The organism is Pandoraea bronchicola, from assembly GCF_902459805.1.
GTDB lineage: Bacteria > Pseudomonadota > Gammaproteobacteria > Burkholderiales > Burkholderiaceae > Pandoraea > Pandoraea bronchicola.
In genome coordinates this window covers 211,207-226,583 of sequence record NZ_CABPST010000008.1, presented here as the reverse complement: position 1 = coordinate 226,583, position 15,377 = coordinate 211,207, and the positions used below count along the sequence as shown (strand labels likewise).

The 15,377-nt window shown below is 63.2% G+C and carries 13 protein-coding genes and 2 pseudogenes; 5 read left to right on the top strand and 10 right to left on the bottom strand.

The window, feature by feature from the left end:
• The 6 genes and pseudogenes from PBR20603_RS16140 to PBR20603_RS16115 form a co-directional block, all read right to left on the bottom strand.
• A pseudogene (locus PBR20603_RS16140) lies at positions 1-84 on the bottom strand (electron transfer flavoprotein subunit beta/FixA family protein); the annotation flags it as partial.
• Positions 85-165: 81 nt separating this feature from the next.
• Complete coding sequence (locus PBR20603_RS16135; protein WP_150560521.1) at positions 166-1,395, bottom strand: MFS transporter; 1,230 nt, start codon at positions 1,393-1,395, stop codon at positions 166-168.
• A gap of 136 nt (positions 1,396-1,531) precedes the next feature.
• A complete protein-coding gene (locus PBR20603_RS16130; protein WP_150560520.1) occupies positions 1,532-2,422 on the bottom strand; it encodes an amidohydrolase family protein in 891 nt (296 codons plus the stop codon).
• Positions 2,423-2,528: 106 nt separating this feature from the next.
• Entirely contained in the window at positions 2,529-3,941 is a 1,413-nt protein-coding gene (locus tag PBR20603_RS16125) for an FAD-binding oxidoreductase (protein WP_150560519.1), read from the bottom strand.
• A gap of 50 nt (positions 3,942-3,991) precedes the next feature.
• Positions 3,992-4,723 (bottom strand): FadR/GntR family transcriptional regulator, encoded by a 732-nt coding sequence (locus PBR20603_RS16120; protein ID WP_150560518.1) that lies wholly within the window; start codon positions 4,721-4,723, stop codon positions 3,992-3,994.
• Between the two features lie 167 nt (positions 4,724-4,890).
• A complete protein-coding gene (locus PBR20603_RS16115) occupies positions 4,891-5,190 on the bottom strand; it encodes an antibiotic biosynthesis monooxygenase family protein (RefSeq protein WP_150560517.1) in 300 nt (99 codons plus the stop codon).
• A gap of 384 nt (positions 5,191-5,574) precedes the next feature.
• Here PBR20603_RS16115 and PBR20603_RS16110 point away from each other — a divergent pair, with 384 nt between their 5' ends.
• A complete protein-coding gene (locus PBR20603_RS16110; protein ID WP_150560516.1) occupies positions 5,575-6,777 on the top strand; it encodes an ammonium transporter in 1,203 nt (400 codons plus the stop codon).
• Between the two features lie 33 nt (positions 6,778-6,810).
• Here the strand turns inward: PBR20603_RS16110 and PBR20603_RS24355 are convergent.
• Positions 6,811-7,617: pseudogene (locus tag PBR20603_RS24355) on the bottom strand (IS3 family transposase); the annotation flags it as partial.
• Between the two features lie 51 nt (positions 7,618-7,668).
• Between PBR20603_RS24355 and PBR20603_RS16095 the strand changes: the two are divergent.
• Both PBR20603_RS16095 and PBR20603_RS16090 read left to right on the top strand, forming a co-directional pair.
• Positions 7,669-8,163, top strand: a complete 495-nt coding sequence (locus tag PBR20603_RS16095) for a MarR family winged helix-turn-helix transcriptional regulator (protein WP_150560513.1) — start codon at positions 7,669-7,671, stop codon at positions 8,161-8,163.
• Positions 8,160-8,936: a DNA alkylation repair protein gene (locus PBR20603_RS16090; protein WP_150560512.1), complete on the top strand. Its 777-nt coding sequence runs from the start codon at positions 8,160-8,162 to the stop codon at positions 8,934-8,936. The genes PBR20603_RS16095 and PBR20603_RS16090 overlap by 4 nt, the downstream gene beginning before the upstream one ends.
• A gap of 58 nt (positions 8,937-8,994) precedes the next feature.
• Here PBR20603_RS16090 and PBR20603_RS16085 read toward each other — a convergent pair whose 3' ends face one another.
• A complete protein-coding gene (locus tag PBR20603_RS16085; RefSeq protein WP_150560511.1) occupies positions 8,995-10,575 on the bottom strand; it encodes a hypothetical protein in 1,581 nt (526 codons plus the stop codon).
• 400 nt (positions 10,576-10,975) lie between these two features.
• On the opposite strand from PBR20603_RS16085, the gene PBR20603_RS16080 reads away from it, so the two are divergent.
• Positions 10,976-11,923, top strand: a complete 948-nt coding sequence (locus PBR20603_RS16080) for a flagellar brake protein (protein WP_174977946.1) — start codon at positions 10,976-10,978, stop codon at positions 11,921-11,923.
• Positions 11,923-12,714, top strand: coding sequence for an IclR family transcriptional regulator (locus tag PBR20603_RS16075; RefSeq protein ID WP_150560509.1), 792 nt, complete (start codon positions 11,923-11,925; stop codon positions 12,712-12,714). The genes PBR20603_RS16080 and PBR20603_RS16075 overlap by 1 nt, the downstream gene beginning before the upstream one ends.
• A gap of 108 nt (positions 12,715-12,822) precedes the next feature.
• Here the strand turns inward: PBR20603_RS16075 and dmpG are convergent, their stop codons facing one another.
• Complete coding sequence (gene dmpG / locus PBR20603_RS16070) at positions 12,823-13,842, bottom strand: 4-hydroxy-2-oxovalerate aldolase (RefSeq protein WP_150560508.1); 1,020 nt, start codon at positions 13,840-13,842, stop codon at positions 12,823-12,825.
• Between the two features lie 34 nt (positions 13,843-13,876).
• Entirely contained in the window at positions 13,877-14,863 is a 987-nt protein-coding gene (locus PBR20603_RS16065) for an acetaldehyde dehydrogenase (acetylating) (protein WP_174977945.1), read from the bottom strand.
• Positions 14,864-15,377: the final 514 nt, after the last annotated feature.

Here is a 15,377-nt window from a genome sequence, read left to right as displayed (position 1 = left end):
AATGTCGACACCACTCCCGTCGCTCTTCACGCGAACTTTTACGTTGTAATCCACTACCCGTTTGACCGGTACAAGGACCTTCATGCGGAACTCCCTTTCCCTAAACTCAGAAAATCCGGGGGGCAGGCCGTCTCGACGGCACTCGCCCCCTGGAAAAATACGAACTTACTCGATCTCGCGCCCCTTCGTCTCAGGCAACAAGAACGCGGTGATCAGTACGACAAGATAGGCACCACCGGCAAACATGCCGATGGCCGTTCCAAGACCGCTGGTCTTGGCCAGATAACCGACCAGACTCGGAAACAGCGCGCCGATGCCGCGCCCGAAGTTATACGCGAAGCCTTGCCCGTTGGCACGCACAGCCGAGGGAAACAGCTCGGTCAGATAAGCGCCCATCCCACTGAAAATGCCCGACGCCGCGAAACCCAGCGGGAAGCCGAGGATCAACATCTGATCATTGCTCAGTTGGAACTGCGTATAAGCGTAGATGCTCACCCCCGACAGCACGGCGAAGATCAGCAGGTTGGCGCGGCGCCCCAGACGGTCGGTCAGATACGCTCCCGTCAGATAGCCGATGAACGACCCCAGAATGATCACGAGCAAATATCCGCCCGTGCCAATGACCGAAAGATGACGCTCGGTCTTCAGGAACGTCGGCAGCCACGTCGTCACGGCGTAGTACCCGCCCTGAACGCCGGTGCACAGCAGCGCCGAGAGCGCCGTGGTCTTGATGAGCGACGGCGAGAAGATCGCCCACGCTGAAGTCCGCTTGGCCGCAGTCGCCTCCTGCTTGCGCGTGCGCTCGAACAGCTCTGGCTCGGGCACATTCTTACGAATGAAGAGCACGAACAGTGCCGGGATCACGCCAATCCAGAACAACGCGCGCCAGGCGTACTCCTCCGGCAACAGCGAAAACGACGCCGTGTAGCACAGCGCCGCCACCGCCCAGCCGATGGCCCAGCCGCTTTGCACCGTACCGACGGCGCGGCCGCGGTATTCGGTGCGCACGATCTCGCCCATGAGCACCGAGCCGACCGCCCATTCACCACCGAAGCCCAGCCCCTGCAACGCGCGCAGCACAAAGATCTGCTCGAAGTTCTGCGCAAAGCCGATCAGGACCGTGCAGACGGAGAACCAGAGAATCGTCGCTTGCAAGATGCGGACACGGCCGAAGCGGTCGGCCAGCACGCCGGCCACCCAGCCGCCGATGGCCGAGAACAATAGCGTAATGGTGGCCAGCATGCCGGCCTGCGCCTTGTCGATACTGAACACGGTGATCAGCGTCGTGATCACGAAGGTGAACACCATGAAGTCGAGCGCGTCGAGCGCCCAGCCGCCGAATGCCGCAATAAAGGTGCGCCGCTCGGTCTTGTTCATCTGGCGATACCAAATCATCTTGCCTCCTCCTCTTATAACTACTGAACTTCAAGAGCGCGATATGCGCCCGGAAAGGGTGAAAATCAGTGACGAAAACGCCAATGCCTCAGGGGGTTGCGCACCGGCCTGCAAAGCCGTGAACGCCAGTTCATCGTCAAACCGATGCAGGGAACCCATACAGACGCGCCGGGTTGTCCACCAGAATGCGGCGGCGCGTGTCGGCGTCGGGCGCCCACTGCGGCAGCAGGTTGCGCAGCGCGCCGGTATTCGGCATGCGCGTGAGCGACACATGCGGCCAATCGCTGCCCCAGACCATGCGATCGGGCGCGTCTTCGATCAGCGCTTGCGCAAAGGGCGTGACGTCGTCGAACGTCGGGAAACGCTCGCTGATGCGATAGGCTCCCGAGAGCTTGACCCAGTACCCGTGATCGCGAACGAGGGCGCGCAGCGCAGAGAAGCCCGGCGCTTCAAGCCCCTGCGCAACCGGCGTGTGTCCCATGTGATCGACGATGCCCGGCACCGGCAGCTTCGTCATGCGCGGCATGAGTTCGGGCAATGCATTCACGTCCATCAGAAACTGCATATGCCAGCCGAGATCCTTGATACGGTGCGCAAGCGATTCCATCGCCGCGAAACCGATACCGCCGCCGAACAGCACGTTGATGCGCAAGCCGCGAACGCCCGCCGCGTGCATCGCTTCGAGTTCGGCGTCGGTCACGTCAGGCGAGACCACCGCGATACCGCGCAGACGCTCGGGATGCCGGCGCAGTGTCTCGAGCATGTAGCGGTTGTCCGTGCCGTAGACGCTGATCTGCACGAGCACGCCATAGGTCATGCCCGTGGCGTCGAGCATCGCGAGATATTTGTCCTCTGGCGCGGGCGGCGGTGTGTAGCTTCGCTCGGGCACCATCGGGTAGGCATCGCTCGCGGCAACCACGTGCGCGTGCGTGTCGACGGCACCGAACGGCACGTCGAAGGCGGGTGGATCGATCTCCGGAAGCGGGCCCAAGCACAGCGGCGCTCCGGCGGCGGGGATTGCGGTCATGTCGACTCCTCAGGAGGCGCGAGGGCGACAGTCGCAACGTCGGGCTCACGCCAGGGTAAAACAGATCGGGCACCGCAACTGCCAGTGCCCGTCAGAAGGCAGGCGCTTACAGCAGCTTGCCCGGGTTCATGATGCCGGCCGGATCGAAGACGGCCTTGATCTCGCGCATCAGACGCAGCTCCAGCGGCGACTTGTACTTCGCAAAGTACGCGCGCTTGAGTTGCCCGATGCCATGCTCGGCGCTAATGCTGCCGCCAAAGCGCGCCACTTCATCGAGCACTTCGGCAGTGATCGCCTCGCCATGCGTCGTCATGAAGTCTGCCGCCTCACCGGCCGGGCGCGACAGGTTGTAATGCAGATTGCCGTCGCCGAAGTGCCCGAAGATGAACGGCCGCACCTCTGGGCATACGCGTCGCACGCGTGCCTCGGCGCTCGTCATGAATTCCGGAATGGCTTCGATGGGCAACGAGATGTCGTGTTTGAGATGCAAGCCGTCCGCCCGCTGCGCCTCGGAGATTTCCTCGCGCAACTTCCACATCGCTTCGACCTGACCGAGCGTGGACGACACCACGGCATCCGCACACAGATCGCGCTCAATGGCCGTTTCGATCACGCGTTCGAGCAACGCTGCCAGCGCCTGTTCGTCGGCGGTATCGGCCAGTTCGACCAGCACATAACCGGGGTGACGCTCGCCAAACGGCGCACGCACGCCGGGCACATGTGCCATCACGAGATCGACGCACTCGCCCGTGAAGAACTCGAACGCCTGCATGCGCGGGCCGCACTGCGCAAACAGCAGCTCATACAATTCCAGCGCCTGACGGGGCGACGTCACGGCGGCGATGACGACCTGACGCACGGGCGTCGGCGCATACAGACGCAGCGCCGCAGCGGTAATCACGCCCAGCGTGCCTTCCGAGCCGATCAACAACTGCTTGAGGTCATAGCCTGTGTTGTCTTTGCGCAGCGTGCGCAGGCCATGCAGGATTTCGCCGTTCGGCAGCACCGCTTCCACGCCGAGTACCAGTTCGCGCGTCATGCCGTAGCGAACGACGTTCACGCCACCGGCATTCGTCGCCAGATTGCCGCCGAGCTGACACGAACCTTCGGCGGCGAGACTGAGCGGCAACAGACGATTCGCGTCGCGTGCCGCGCGTTGCAGGTCTTCGAGAATGCAGCCGGCCTCGGCGACCAGCGTGTTGGCGATGGTATCCAGACTGCGCACGGCGTTCATGCGATCGAGACTGAGCACCACGTTCTGCGCGGCGCTATCGGGTGTCGCGCCGCCGCACAGGCCTGTATTGCCGCCGCGCGGCACGACCGGCGTCGCCGTGCTCTGGCACAGCGCGAGAATCTTGGCGACATCCTGCGTCGTACGCGGACGCACGACCGCCTGCGCGTTGCCGCGGTACATGCCGCGCCAGTCGGCCAGCCAGGGCGCCAGGTCGTCGGCAGACGTGAATACGCTGTCGGCACCAATGGCGTCGATGAGACGTTGAGCAAAAGCGGTAATAGTCATAAGGTCACGCGTCGGGGGTTACGGTGCGGAAGATGACATCTGACGATGCGTCAGGCGCGGGTCGGCGCAATGGCGCCTGTAATGACATCGCGCCCGGGCAGCGTCAGCCCGAGACGCGCCGAAGCACGCAACAGGTGCGAAAGCGACGCCGCGCGCGCGAGCAACGGGTCGCGCGCCTTGATGGCGTTGAACACCGCCACGTGCTCCTGATGCACCTGCGCGGCGAGTCCTTCATGACGCAGCGTGTTCGTGCGCGCCGCCTGCACGACCTGCCGGATTTGCAGGTTCAGATACTGCAGGAGGTCGGCGTAGTAGCGATTGTGCGTGGCACGGGCAATTGCGGCATGGAACGCGGTGTCGTACTCCACACCGTTTTCCGCGTGATACAGATTCGTTTCCAGTTTCTCCAGGATTTCGGCAAGCCGGCGAATGTCCTCGTCGGTATGTCGAACAGCAGCGAGCGCCGCAGCGGTGCTTTCCAGATCGAGGCGCAACTCATAGACGCTGGCCAGATCAGCCGCGTCCTGCCCGACCGGGACCTGAAAACCGCTCGATGGCGTGCGCGCCTTCACGGTCACGCCCGCGCCCTGCCGGCTGTCGATCAGCCCCTGCGAGCGCAGACGCTCCGTCACCTCGCGGATCACGGCCTGACTCACACCATACGTCTCGGATAGCTGCTTGCCGGTCGGCAACTTGGTGCCGACGGGGTAGATGCCCTGCCGGATCGCGTCTTGCAACTGTTGCGCGACCTGCTCGGTCAGGGTCTTGGGCTTGGTCGTCATCCTCTCGCGTCATCTCATGCTTTTCTGGTTTGCATGTTATATGAAAACTTTCGACGCGCATCACCGAGTTAACCCTTATCCTCCCATCCCATGAATGACAACGGCGGTGGGGAGACTGGCTCCGCCACCGCCGGCTTGGCTGCGTCGTTACGCGGTGCGCGTGGTGATCAGAAACCGATCAGCGCTTCCGTAACGTGGCTCACGTTCGGCGGTGCCGCGAAGCAATCGCTCACGAGCGCACGCCATTGCTGGAAGGCGTCGGAGTTGCGGAAGTGAACGGTGTGGTCTTCGAGCGTTTCCCACGTCACGACGAGGCTGTAGTGAGTCGGTTGCTCGATGGACTTGAGCAGACGCATGCCGTGGCAGCCCTTCGAGCCCTTGAACAGCGGTGCGGCCTTCGCCACCCCTTGTTCGAACGCGGCTTCAGTGCCGGGCTTCACTTCGATCTGGGCAATTTCAAAGATCATCGGATTTCCTCAGTGGTTTGTACGTGAAGGTGCTTATGTCGATCTTGTTGTCGTCGCACGATGACGCCGCCGGTTGAGCGGGATCGTCGACGCCGGACGTGTGAGTACGGTGCCGCGAGAACGCCCGATTCTATACCGCGCATTCGTGCGACGCATCGCCTGTGACGCCAGCCACCCTTTCAGCATTTTTCCAGCGACGGCCCTTCTCCCTATGCACGGGCTTTGATCATCCGGCAGCGTCACAGCACCATGAGCGTGCAATGCGGGGAGGCACTTCTCACTTCACCAGACAAAACATCGATAGAAATCAAATGCCTGAAAAAGTCTGGCATCGCTCTTGCTTATCTTCTTTCTTCTTCATGTTTGCACCAAAAGAGCACATTCATGCCCAATTCCAATACACCCGGCGACGTGCTGTTCCTTCTGCTCGGCGCAATCCTGGTGCTTGCCATGCACGCCGGCTTTGCGTTTCTCGAGCTCGGCACCGTTCGTAAAAAGAATCAGGTCAACGCCCTCGTCAAGATCTTGACCGACTTCGCCGTCTCGGGACTCGCTTACTTCTTCATCGGCTATCCACTCGCGTACGGCGTCGACTTCTGGTCGAGTGCCACGGTGTTATCCGAACATAACGGCTACGCGCTGATCCGCTTCTTCTTCCTTTTGACGTTCGCTGCCGCGATTCCTGCCATCGTCTCGGGCGGCATCGCCGAACGCGCGAAGTTTCACCCGCAGTCTGTGGCGACGTTCTTCCTCGTCGGCGTGATCTATCCGTTCTTCGAAGGCATTGCGTGGAACGGGCATCTTGGCATTCAGGACTGGCTCACGCGTGTATTCGGCGCCCCGTTCCACGATTTCGCGGGCTCGGTTGTCGTACACGCGGTCGGCGGGTGGATCGGACTGGCGGCGGTGCTGCATCTGGGCGCGCGCAGGGGACGGTACAACGGGCAGGGGCAAGTTGCTGCGCACCCGCCGTCGTCGATCCCCTTTCTTGCGCTTGGCGCCTGGATCCTGATCGTCGGCTGGTTCGGTTTCAACGTGATGAGCGCGCAGCGCGTGGGTGGCATCTCGGGACTGGTCGCCGTCAACTCGCTGATGGCGATGGTCGGGGGCACTCTCGTGGCGATGTGGGTCGGCAAGGACGATCCGGGCTTCATCCACAACGGCCCGCTCGCGGGACTGGTCGCCGTGTGTGCCGGTTCGGACGTCATGCATCCGCTCGGTGCGCTCGTCGTGGGTGCCGTCGCGGGCGGTCTTTTCGTGTGGCTCTTCACGGTGACGCAGAACCGCCTGCGCATCGACGACGTGCTCGGCGTCTGGCCGCTGCACGGGGTATGCGGCATTTGGGGGGGCCTGGCGGCAGGCATCTTCGGCCAGACAGCGCTCGGCGGATTGGGCGGCGTGAGCTTCGTCGCGCAAGTCGTCGGAACGGTGATGGGCGTGGCCATCGCCTTCGCCGGGGGCTACGTCGTGTATGGCGTTATCAAACGCAGCGTCGGTCTGCGGCTTGACGACGAACAGGAGTACTACGGCGCCGACCTCTCGATTCACAAGATCACGGCGACGCCGGAGCGCGAGACGAATTGGTGAGCGGTGAAAGCGAACCGTTGAAGTGTGCCGTGGTCAACCCATCCCGGACACTGCGTTAAGTTTTTCTTCCGCAACCGCGGGTGCCAGTCCGTCATTGAACTGATGCGGCCATATCCAGTTGTACCGTTGCATCGGGTAATGGCTGATATCGCAGTGAGCTTGTGGTGCCGTCATGTAACCCACGTTCGGCACCCATTCCGTTTTCAGGCTTCGGAACCGGCGCTCCATTGGCGAGTTGACGCTCAGCAGTTCCACGCCTGCTCATGCTTTGCTCTATCCGGTATCGCCACAGCCGCTGCCGGAATTTTCGACTGGCGTACTGGCCACCCTGGTCGGCGTGGAATTGCAGCCCTTATGAACGACCGCGCTGTTCATTGGCCATGTCCAGCGCCTGAACCAACAGATCAGCGTCGGGACGCGTCGAGAACGCCCAGCCGACGACGCGGCGCGTGAACAGGTCCAGGACTGCGGCCAGGTAATGCCATCGGCCCTGAGCCCGGACGTACGTGATGTCACCGCACCAGACTCGATCAGGCGCCCCCACAACGAACTGCCGATTCAGGCGATTCGAAATGTGCACGCGTTCGATGGTAGCTCGCTTGCAGGCATGGCTGCCTGGCTGCTTACAGATCAGCCCGAGCTCTGCCATTGAACGACTGACCTTAAACCGCCCGATAGCAATGCCTTGCTCACGCATCATTCCCATGATGCTGCGGCTACCCGCTGAACTACGGCTTTCGACGAACAATTCATGCACACGGCTATGTTGTGCCATCCGCATCGGATCGACACGCAGGCGCCGCTGCCGATAGGACACAAGCAAGATCGCGGATATCCAAAATGCGCGCCCTCCTATATAATTAGCCACCATACTATATGGCGGCTATTAAAATGAAACTGGAACAGAAGTATCTGGCGCTGATTCGAGAGGCTGAGCAGCGCAATGTGCCCGACGTGGAAGGCATCCGGCTGTGCTTTCAGACGCTTTCGCTGGCGGCAGGCATCGACCGCAACTGTGCCGCGCTGCTGGCACCTCACGGCCTGTCCGAAGGACGCTTCGTGTTGCTGTTTCTGCTTGATGCAGCCGCTGACGGACTGGCGCCGAACACGCTGGCCGAGAAGGCCGGCGTAACTCGCGCCACTGTGACCGGGCTGCTCGACGGTCTGGAGCGCGAAGCACTGATCGCCCGCCACGCCGACGCCAACGACCGCCGTGCCCTGCGCGTGAGGCTCACTCGCAAGGGCAAGCGGATTGCAAAAACCGTGGTCGAGCAGCATGGCCGCTGGATCGCGAGCCTGTTCGGCAATCTCGGCTCCACGGAACGCACGCAACTGGCAGCGCTGCTGAACAAGGTGGCGGGCAATCTTACAAGTCAAGCGTCATGAGTCATGCCGCTATCCGTAAAGGCGCGACCCGCGCCTCAGACATTCCCGCTGACGTGCTGCGTGCTTTGTCGCACGGCGAAATTCAGTGCGCCACGCTGGCCGAATGCATGGCACTCGATCAGGCCACGCTAGTGCGAGCGGTTTTCCCTGATCTGTCCGCCCCGACACGCCAAGCCGTCGACGCTGCCTGCAAGCTAGGCGTTCTCAAGCGCATGACCCATATCGGCGCGATACTGCTCGACGCGTTGGGTGAGACAGGCATCGCGCAATGTCAGGTGCATGACGCAGACATGGTGCGGGGCTGGGCCTGCTTCATGATCGGGGCGCTGCCCGCGCAGGATTTGTCGGCTCGTCTGGCCGCTATCCGTCCGCTTGCCGATGACTCGCACTTCGGTGTGCGCGAATGGGCATGGATGGCTGTGCGCCCGCATCTGACACAAACGCTCGATGCTGCCATCGCTCATTTGGCGCAATGGACGGCCGAGCCATCGGAGCGCCTGCGCCGTTTTGCCAGCGAGGCGCTGCGTCCGCGCGGCGTGTGGTGTGCCCACATCCCAGCCCTCAAGCGCCAGCCCGAGCAGGCGCTGCCCATCCTCTGCCCATTGCGCGCCGATCCATCCCCCTACGTGCAGGACTCCGTAGCCAACTGGCTCAACGATGCCGCCAAGGATCAGCCCGCCTGGGTGCGCAACCTCTGCGCGCAATGGTGCGCGGGCGACACCGCCGACGCCACCCGTCGCATCTGCCAACGAGCCCAGCGCAGTCTGATCTGACGGCATACCCCGGCTCTGGGTGAGTTTCAGCGGCAGCGCGTTGCGCCGCCGCACGTATTCAGACCGGTGTCGACTCCACATCGACATGCACCACGCCTGATCGGGTACGCGCCACACCCGCCGGATCGTTCTGCCGTGGCTCGGTGTTCTGTGCCGCGCCCATGCAGGACGACGACACCGCCCGCTCCAGCAATGCCGAACTCCAGTGCTGGTACAGCAGCAATAACCGGTACGACGCGCGCGCTGGCGTTGCGCTGCCCCACGTCCATGCGTCGCCCGTCCAGCGATGGCCCCACGGGCTCTCTGCCGGGTTCAGGCTCAGATAGCTTGTGCCCTCGACACATGACGCATGGCACGTCGTATCGAACTGCTCGCACGCGCGAGCAATCTCGCTTGCCGTCAACGACTCGCCCGATGCGAGTAAGTGCTCGCGTAACGCGTCATGCGATGCGATCTTCGCCAGTAGTGGCGTGTCGCAGTGCGTGGAGAGCTGCGTCATGCACGCGACGCGGCGCAGCACCGCTGCCTGATCATCGGCAGGCACGTCCGCGAGCCGCGTGCACAGTAACTGCCACCGATGCGTCAAGCCTTGCGCATCGATGGTGAACGCCGCGTTGCGCGCCCATGTGCCCAGCAGGCTCGTCACGGCACGGCAGGAATCGAGCATGAGACCCGCAACACGCAAGATGCCTCGATAGCCGTTGATCTCGCCCGGCGGATTCGCGAACCACGACGGTAACCAGAGCCCTAATCGCGCAGGTGGTATCGCCGTATTGGCAAATGTGAACAGCGTTGCCACGTCGCGAGCCCGCGTAAGCGAGCCCAACGCGCTACGCCACGACGTTGGCACCGCAGGCGCCGGCATCGTGACACACGCCTCCAACAGCCGGCATCCTGCATCCATGCGTTTGAGCACTTCGTCAACCGCGTGATGGCGAATCAGCGTCGGCGAACCAAGCGACTGCGTGATCACCCCCTTCGCCCCCTCGAACGCCAGCAACGTCCAGTCGGCCCACGGCACCCCGAAGGGGGTGTTCGCTACCGTGGCGCCGCGAATGGTGCCTTGTGGGCCATCGTCCTCAAGGGCTCGCTGCTGATGAAAGCAAGCGGCAATGATCGCCAGCAACGACAGATTGCCCACGAGCGACAGGGCGTCGCGCGCGCCGCGGAAGTACCAGCCGCGCGCCCCCGTTGCGGCGACCGTTTCGAGCCATTGCGCAATATCGTGGTGCACCTGCTCGACGGCGAAGCCGGTTGGCGAGTGAGCGTCCTCACCGGGAGTGGGCGCCAACATCGCTTCGACCTGCGCCAGATTGCTTGCCAGACGCGCATCTCGCTTGTGCGCCAGATCGAACTCCTTGCGGTAGAAGTGCTGGCACGGCCCGGTCGTCACCCACAATCCCGCCCACGCCCTGGCAAACGCGCGCGCAAGCTCAGGATCGACGCGATGCGATGCGTCGATCCCATTGCGTCTTGCATGGCGGGCTGCGTTGGCCGTGCGCTCGAGACCTTCGCCAAGCCCGTTTTGCCCGGCGCGATGCTGCGCCGGCGTCTCGTGCATCCTCGCCAACTCGATGTCCGGTGTCGTGCGCCTGTCGACGTTACCACCGCTTGCGCCTGCACATTGCTGGTACCACATCGCTTCCCCCCACATGGTCGTCGCCGGGCGCGCCGGCAAACCGTCGACTATAGGCAGACAACACCGAACGCGTGGCGCCCCGTCGAGCGGGCACGCACGCCAGCCCCGGCAATCCGGTCTCGACGATAACGGACGTGACGCGCAGCCGCTCCCCAGCGAGCGCCCACTTACGCAGTTTGCACAAGCCAAGGAATGCCCCCCCTCGCCAAGTGTCGATGCGGCGCGGTAGACTTTCGCCACACCGGACGTCTGCGGTCCTGCCCGCACGCTCTGGCGAGTACCCACTTCGCTGGCATTGCCGCGAAGCCGGTGTGCCGACGCCAACCGTGCCAGCCGGCCAATGGTCCACAACATTTCTACGCACAAACGCGAGCGCGCCTGCCGCGCGCACCAAGCCCCTATGTCCACTACCCCCTCTCAAGCGCCTGCGGCACCCGCCACCCCGCTTCCCCTCGTCCCGCTCACGCGGGACGAGATCCCGCTAGGTGAAGCCCTGCCCTGGGCCATCGTCGATCGAAACGGCGAACCGCTGCTTGCCGAAGGCGACATCGTCCCCTCGCAGGCCGGGCGCGACTGGCTCTTCACCTCCTTCGAGCCACACCGGGTCGCCAATCTCGGCGCAGACGAAGCCGCACCGCCCGACGTTGCCGCCACTTTGCCGTCGGACACGGACACAGCAGCATCCACCGCCAGCGCGACCCAACCGCAGTACGCACTCACCGACCTCAATTTGCGCCCCGGCGATTGGCTGCAGATTCAGTTGCCACCGGGAGCCGGATCGCAGCGGGTGCGCACGCGCGTGATCGGTCATGCGCCGAATCAGATGCTCTTCGTTACCGCGCCGACGGGCCGCGCCGCGCCCCCCACCCTGCAGGCGAGCGAGCGGCTCGAACTATGGACGTTCTCCGGCGAAGACATCTATCACTTCGTGTGCACGGTCGAGCGGGTCGAGCGAGTGCCGTTCGAATACGTCATTCTTTCGGCACCCGCACAGATTCGCCGCAAGGTGCTGCGCCGTTCGCAGCGCGTGCCCGCGAAGCTGGTCGTCTCGGTCAGCATGGGCGAGGCGCGTCACCTCGCCTTGCTTCAGGACGTGAGCGCCGAGGGGGTCTCGCTGCTGGCCGACACGCCGCTCGGGGTGCCCGGCGACAGCATGCAACTGGCGTTTCGCGTGCGCGTTGGCGATATCGACATGCCTATCGAAGCCACCGGCACGATTCGCGGCGTTCAACAGGGCGACGACGGCAGTCATCTTCACGGCATCGAATTGCCGGTGCTGGAACCCTCGCATTACGTCGCACTCAAGTGTTACGTCTACGAGCGCCTGCTCGCGCTCGGGGGGGCCTGATGGCGAAGCCGAAGTCCCCGGAGGCCGATCGCCCCCGCACACTTGCCAGTCAGACCCTCTTCCGCGGCCTCGATATCGTGGAAGCCGTCGCCGCCGGCATCGACACCGTGCCGGCCCTCTCGGCACACACCGGCATCACGCCGTCGACGACGCACCGCATTGCCTCGGCGCTCGTTCACGCGGGGTATCTGCGGTTTGAGCCGCGCCGCGGCTATCGGCTGGGCAACAAGCTCATCGAGCTGGGGTTTCTCGCGTATCGCCAGATCGACTTGCCGCGCATCGCCCGGCCAACGCTGGAACTGCTGGCGAGCGAGACGCAGGACACCGTGCATCTGGCCGTCGCCGATGGCTGGGAGGTGATGTACCTCGACAAGTTGCCTGGGCAGCGCGCCGTGGAAATCAGTTCGCGTATCGGCGGGCGCAAGCCGATCTGCGTGACCGGCGTGGGCAAAGCGCTGCTGCTCGATCAGGACGAAGACGCGTGGCAGGCGCAGCTCGAGCACTACCAGACGCAAGTGCCCTCGCATCCGGTTGACACGCAAGCATGGCTCGCACGCATGCATGACTATGCCCGCCTGGGTTGCGCCTTCGATCTGGAAGACGACACGCCGCAGATACGCTGCGTGGCGGCGCCGGTGTATGACGCAAGCCAGCATATCGTGGCCGCCATCAGCATCTCGAGCACGACCAAGTATATGAGCCGCGAGCGCATGCAGGAACTCGTGCCGCGAGTCAAAGACGCCGCCGCAAAGATCAGCCGTCAACTCGGCTGGTCCGGCAACGGACGCTGATCCATATCGTCGGCCGGCGCAAAAAGAAAAACGGCCCTTCCGTGGAAGGGCCGGCTTCGTTGCCGCGTCGGCGATGCCAATACGTCAGTACGTCATTACTTAAGTACGTTATGCCGCGCGACGCTTGAGCAGATCGAGCGCGACGTCGACGATCATGTCCTCCTGACCGCCCACCATACGACGCTGGCCCAGCTCAACGAGAATATCGACAGTCTTGAGGTCGTAGCGCGCTGCCGCCGCTTCTGCATGACGCAGGAAGCTCGAGTACACACCGGCATAGCCGAGTGCCAACGTCTCACGATCCACGCGCACGGCGCGGTCTTGCAGCGGACGCACGATGTCGTCAGCCGCATCCATCAACGTGTACAGATCGCAGCCGTGGTTCCAACCCAGACGCGATGCGGCCGCGATGAACACTTCCAGCGGCGCATTGCCCGCACCCGCGCCCATGCCCGCGAGACTCGCGTCGATGCGATCGCAGCCCTCTTCCACCGCAACGATGGAGTTCGCCACGCCGAGGCTCAGGTTGTGGTGCGCGTGCATGCCGGTGAGCGTCTCGGGCTTGAGCACATCCTTGAATGCACGGAAGCGCTCACGCACGTCGTTCATGCCCAGTGCGCCGCCGGAATCCACCACATAGATGCAGGTCGCGCCGTATGACTCCATCAGCTTGGCCTGCTCGGCAAGATGCTGCGGCGTGGTCATGTGGCTCATCATCAGGAAGCCGACCGTATCCATGCCCAGCTCGCGTGCGTAGGCAATGTGCTGACGGGAGACGTCGGCCTCCGTGCAATGCGTCGCGATACGGACCACGCGAGCGCCGGCATCGTAGGCTGCGCGCAGGTCGTGCACGGTGCCCACGCCCGGCAGCAGCAGCGTGGCAACCTTGGCGTGCTTGACGGTCTCGGCCACGGCGGCGATCCACTCGAGATCGGTATGTGCGCCGAAACCATAGTTGAAGCTCGAACCGGCGAGGCCGTCGCCGTGCGCCACTTCGATGGAATCGACGCGTGCGGCGTCAAGCGCAGCGGCAATCGCCTTCACGTTGGCGACGCTGTACTGGTGACGAATCGCGTGGCTGCCGTCGCGCAGCGTCACGTCGGAGATATAGAGCTTTTTCTGCGTCATGATGAGGTGTGTCTCCTGATAGCGCGTGCGACGTTCAAGCGGCAAGCGCCAGGCGGGTGGCGGCGATACGGTCGGCGCAGGCCAGCGCAGCGCTGGTCATGATGTCGAGATTGCCCGCATAGGCCGGCAGATAGTGCGCGGCACCTTCCACTTCGAGGAAGACCGAGGTCTTCAGGCCGGTAAGTTTGCCCAGGCCCGGCACGTTGAGCGGACGCGACGCGTCGAACAACTCGAACTGCACCTGCTGCTTGAGACGGTAGCCCGGCACATAGGCGTGCACCTTGTCGACCATCGCCTGAATGCTGGCTTCGATGGCGGCCTGATCGCCCGGCTCAGACAGCACGAACACGGTGTCGCGCATGATGAGCGGCGGCTCGGCCGGATTCAGCACGATGATCGCCTTGCCGCGCGATGCGCCCCCCAGCACTTCAATCGCCTTCGACGTCGTTTCGGTGAACTCGTCGATGTTCGCGCGCGTGCCGGGGCCCGCCGATTTGCTCGAGATCGACGCGACGATCTCCGCGTAATGCACCTTCGCCACTTGCGAGATGGCCGCGACCATCGGAATGGTCGCCTGACCGCCGCACGTCACCATGTTGATGTTGCGGGCATCCAGATGCGCGTCGAGGTTGATCGACGGAATCACGTACGGGCCGATGGCCGCAGGCGTCAGATCGATCACCTGCACGCCGCGCGCTTGCAACAGCTCGTTGTGATGCGCGTGCGCCTTGGCCGACGTGGCGTCGAACGCGATGCGAATGTCTTCGAAGCCCGGCATCGCGAGCAGACCGTCGATGCCGCCAGCCGTCACCGGCACACCCAGCCGCTGCGCGCGTGCCAATCCATCCGAAGCCGGATCGATGCCGACCATCGCGCCCATTTCCAGATGCTCACTGTTGCGCATCACCTTGATCATCAGGTCGGTGCCGATGTTGCCCGAGCCAATGATCGCCACTTTCTGTTTGCGTCGTTCCGTCACTGTCGTCTCCTGAACGTGTCCGTCCACCGGTATGAGGCGCATCGTAATTCCGCGGCAACTAAAATGTCAATATGTAAAATACAATCCCACATATTGGGATTTCCAAAAGTCGCTGCTTATCCACATTTTTTGTTCACAAGCCCGTTGATAACTTGCGGAAAAGCATGGCAAGCCGCTGATTCGACAGGGAAGAATCGCCGAGCGCGAAAGTTGTGCCATGTGCTGCAAAACAAGGCGAGGTGTGGGATCACAAGCGGGATGGTTATCCACAGAATCTGTTTGCAAGCCAGTGGACAACTCGCGGATAGACGACTCAAGTTATTGATCGGACGGCGAAAAAATGCAGCGCGCATTTGCTGCGCCCGCGCTGGGTCGTGTTGATTGCCGGTGGATGCGCGGTGCAAGGCATGTACGAGCGTCCCTGTATGTGGCCGTGTTATCCACAGAAAATGTTCACAACCCGGTGAATAACACGTCGATATCCCTGATATCTCGTTGATGCAAAAGGATATCTTTGCCGCGCAGCAGGTTCGGTCAACCCGTGCCCCGGCAATGG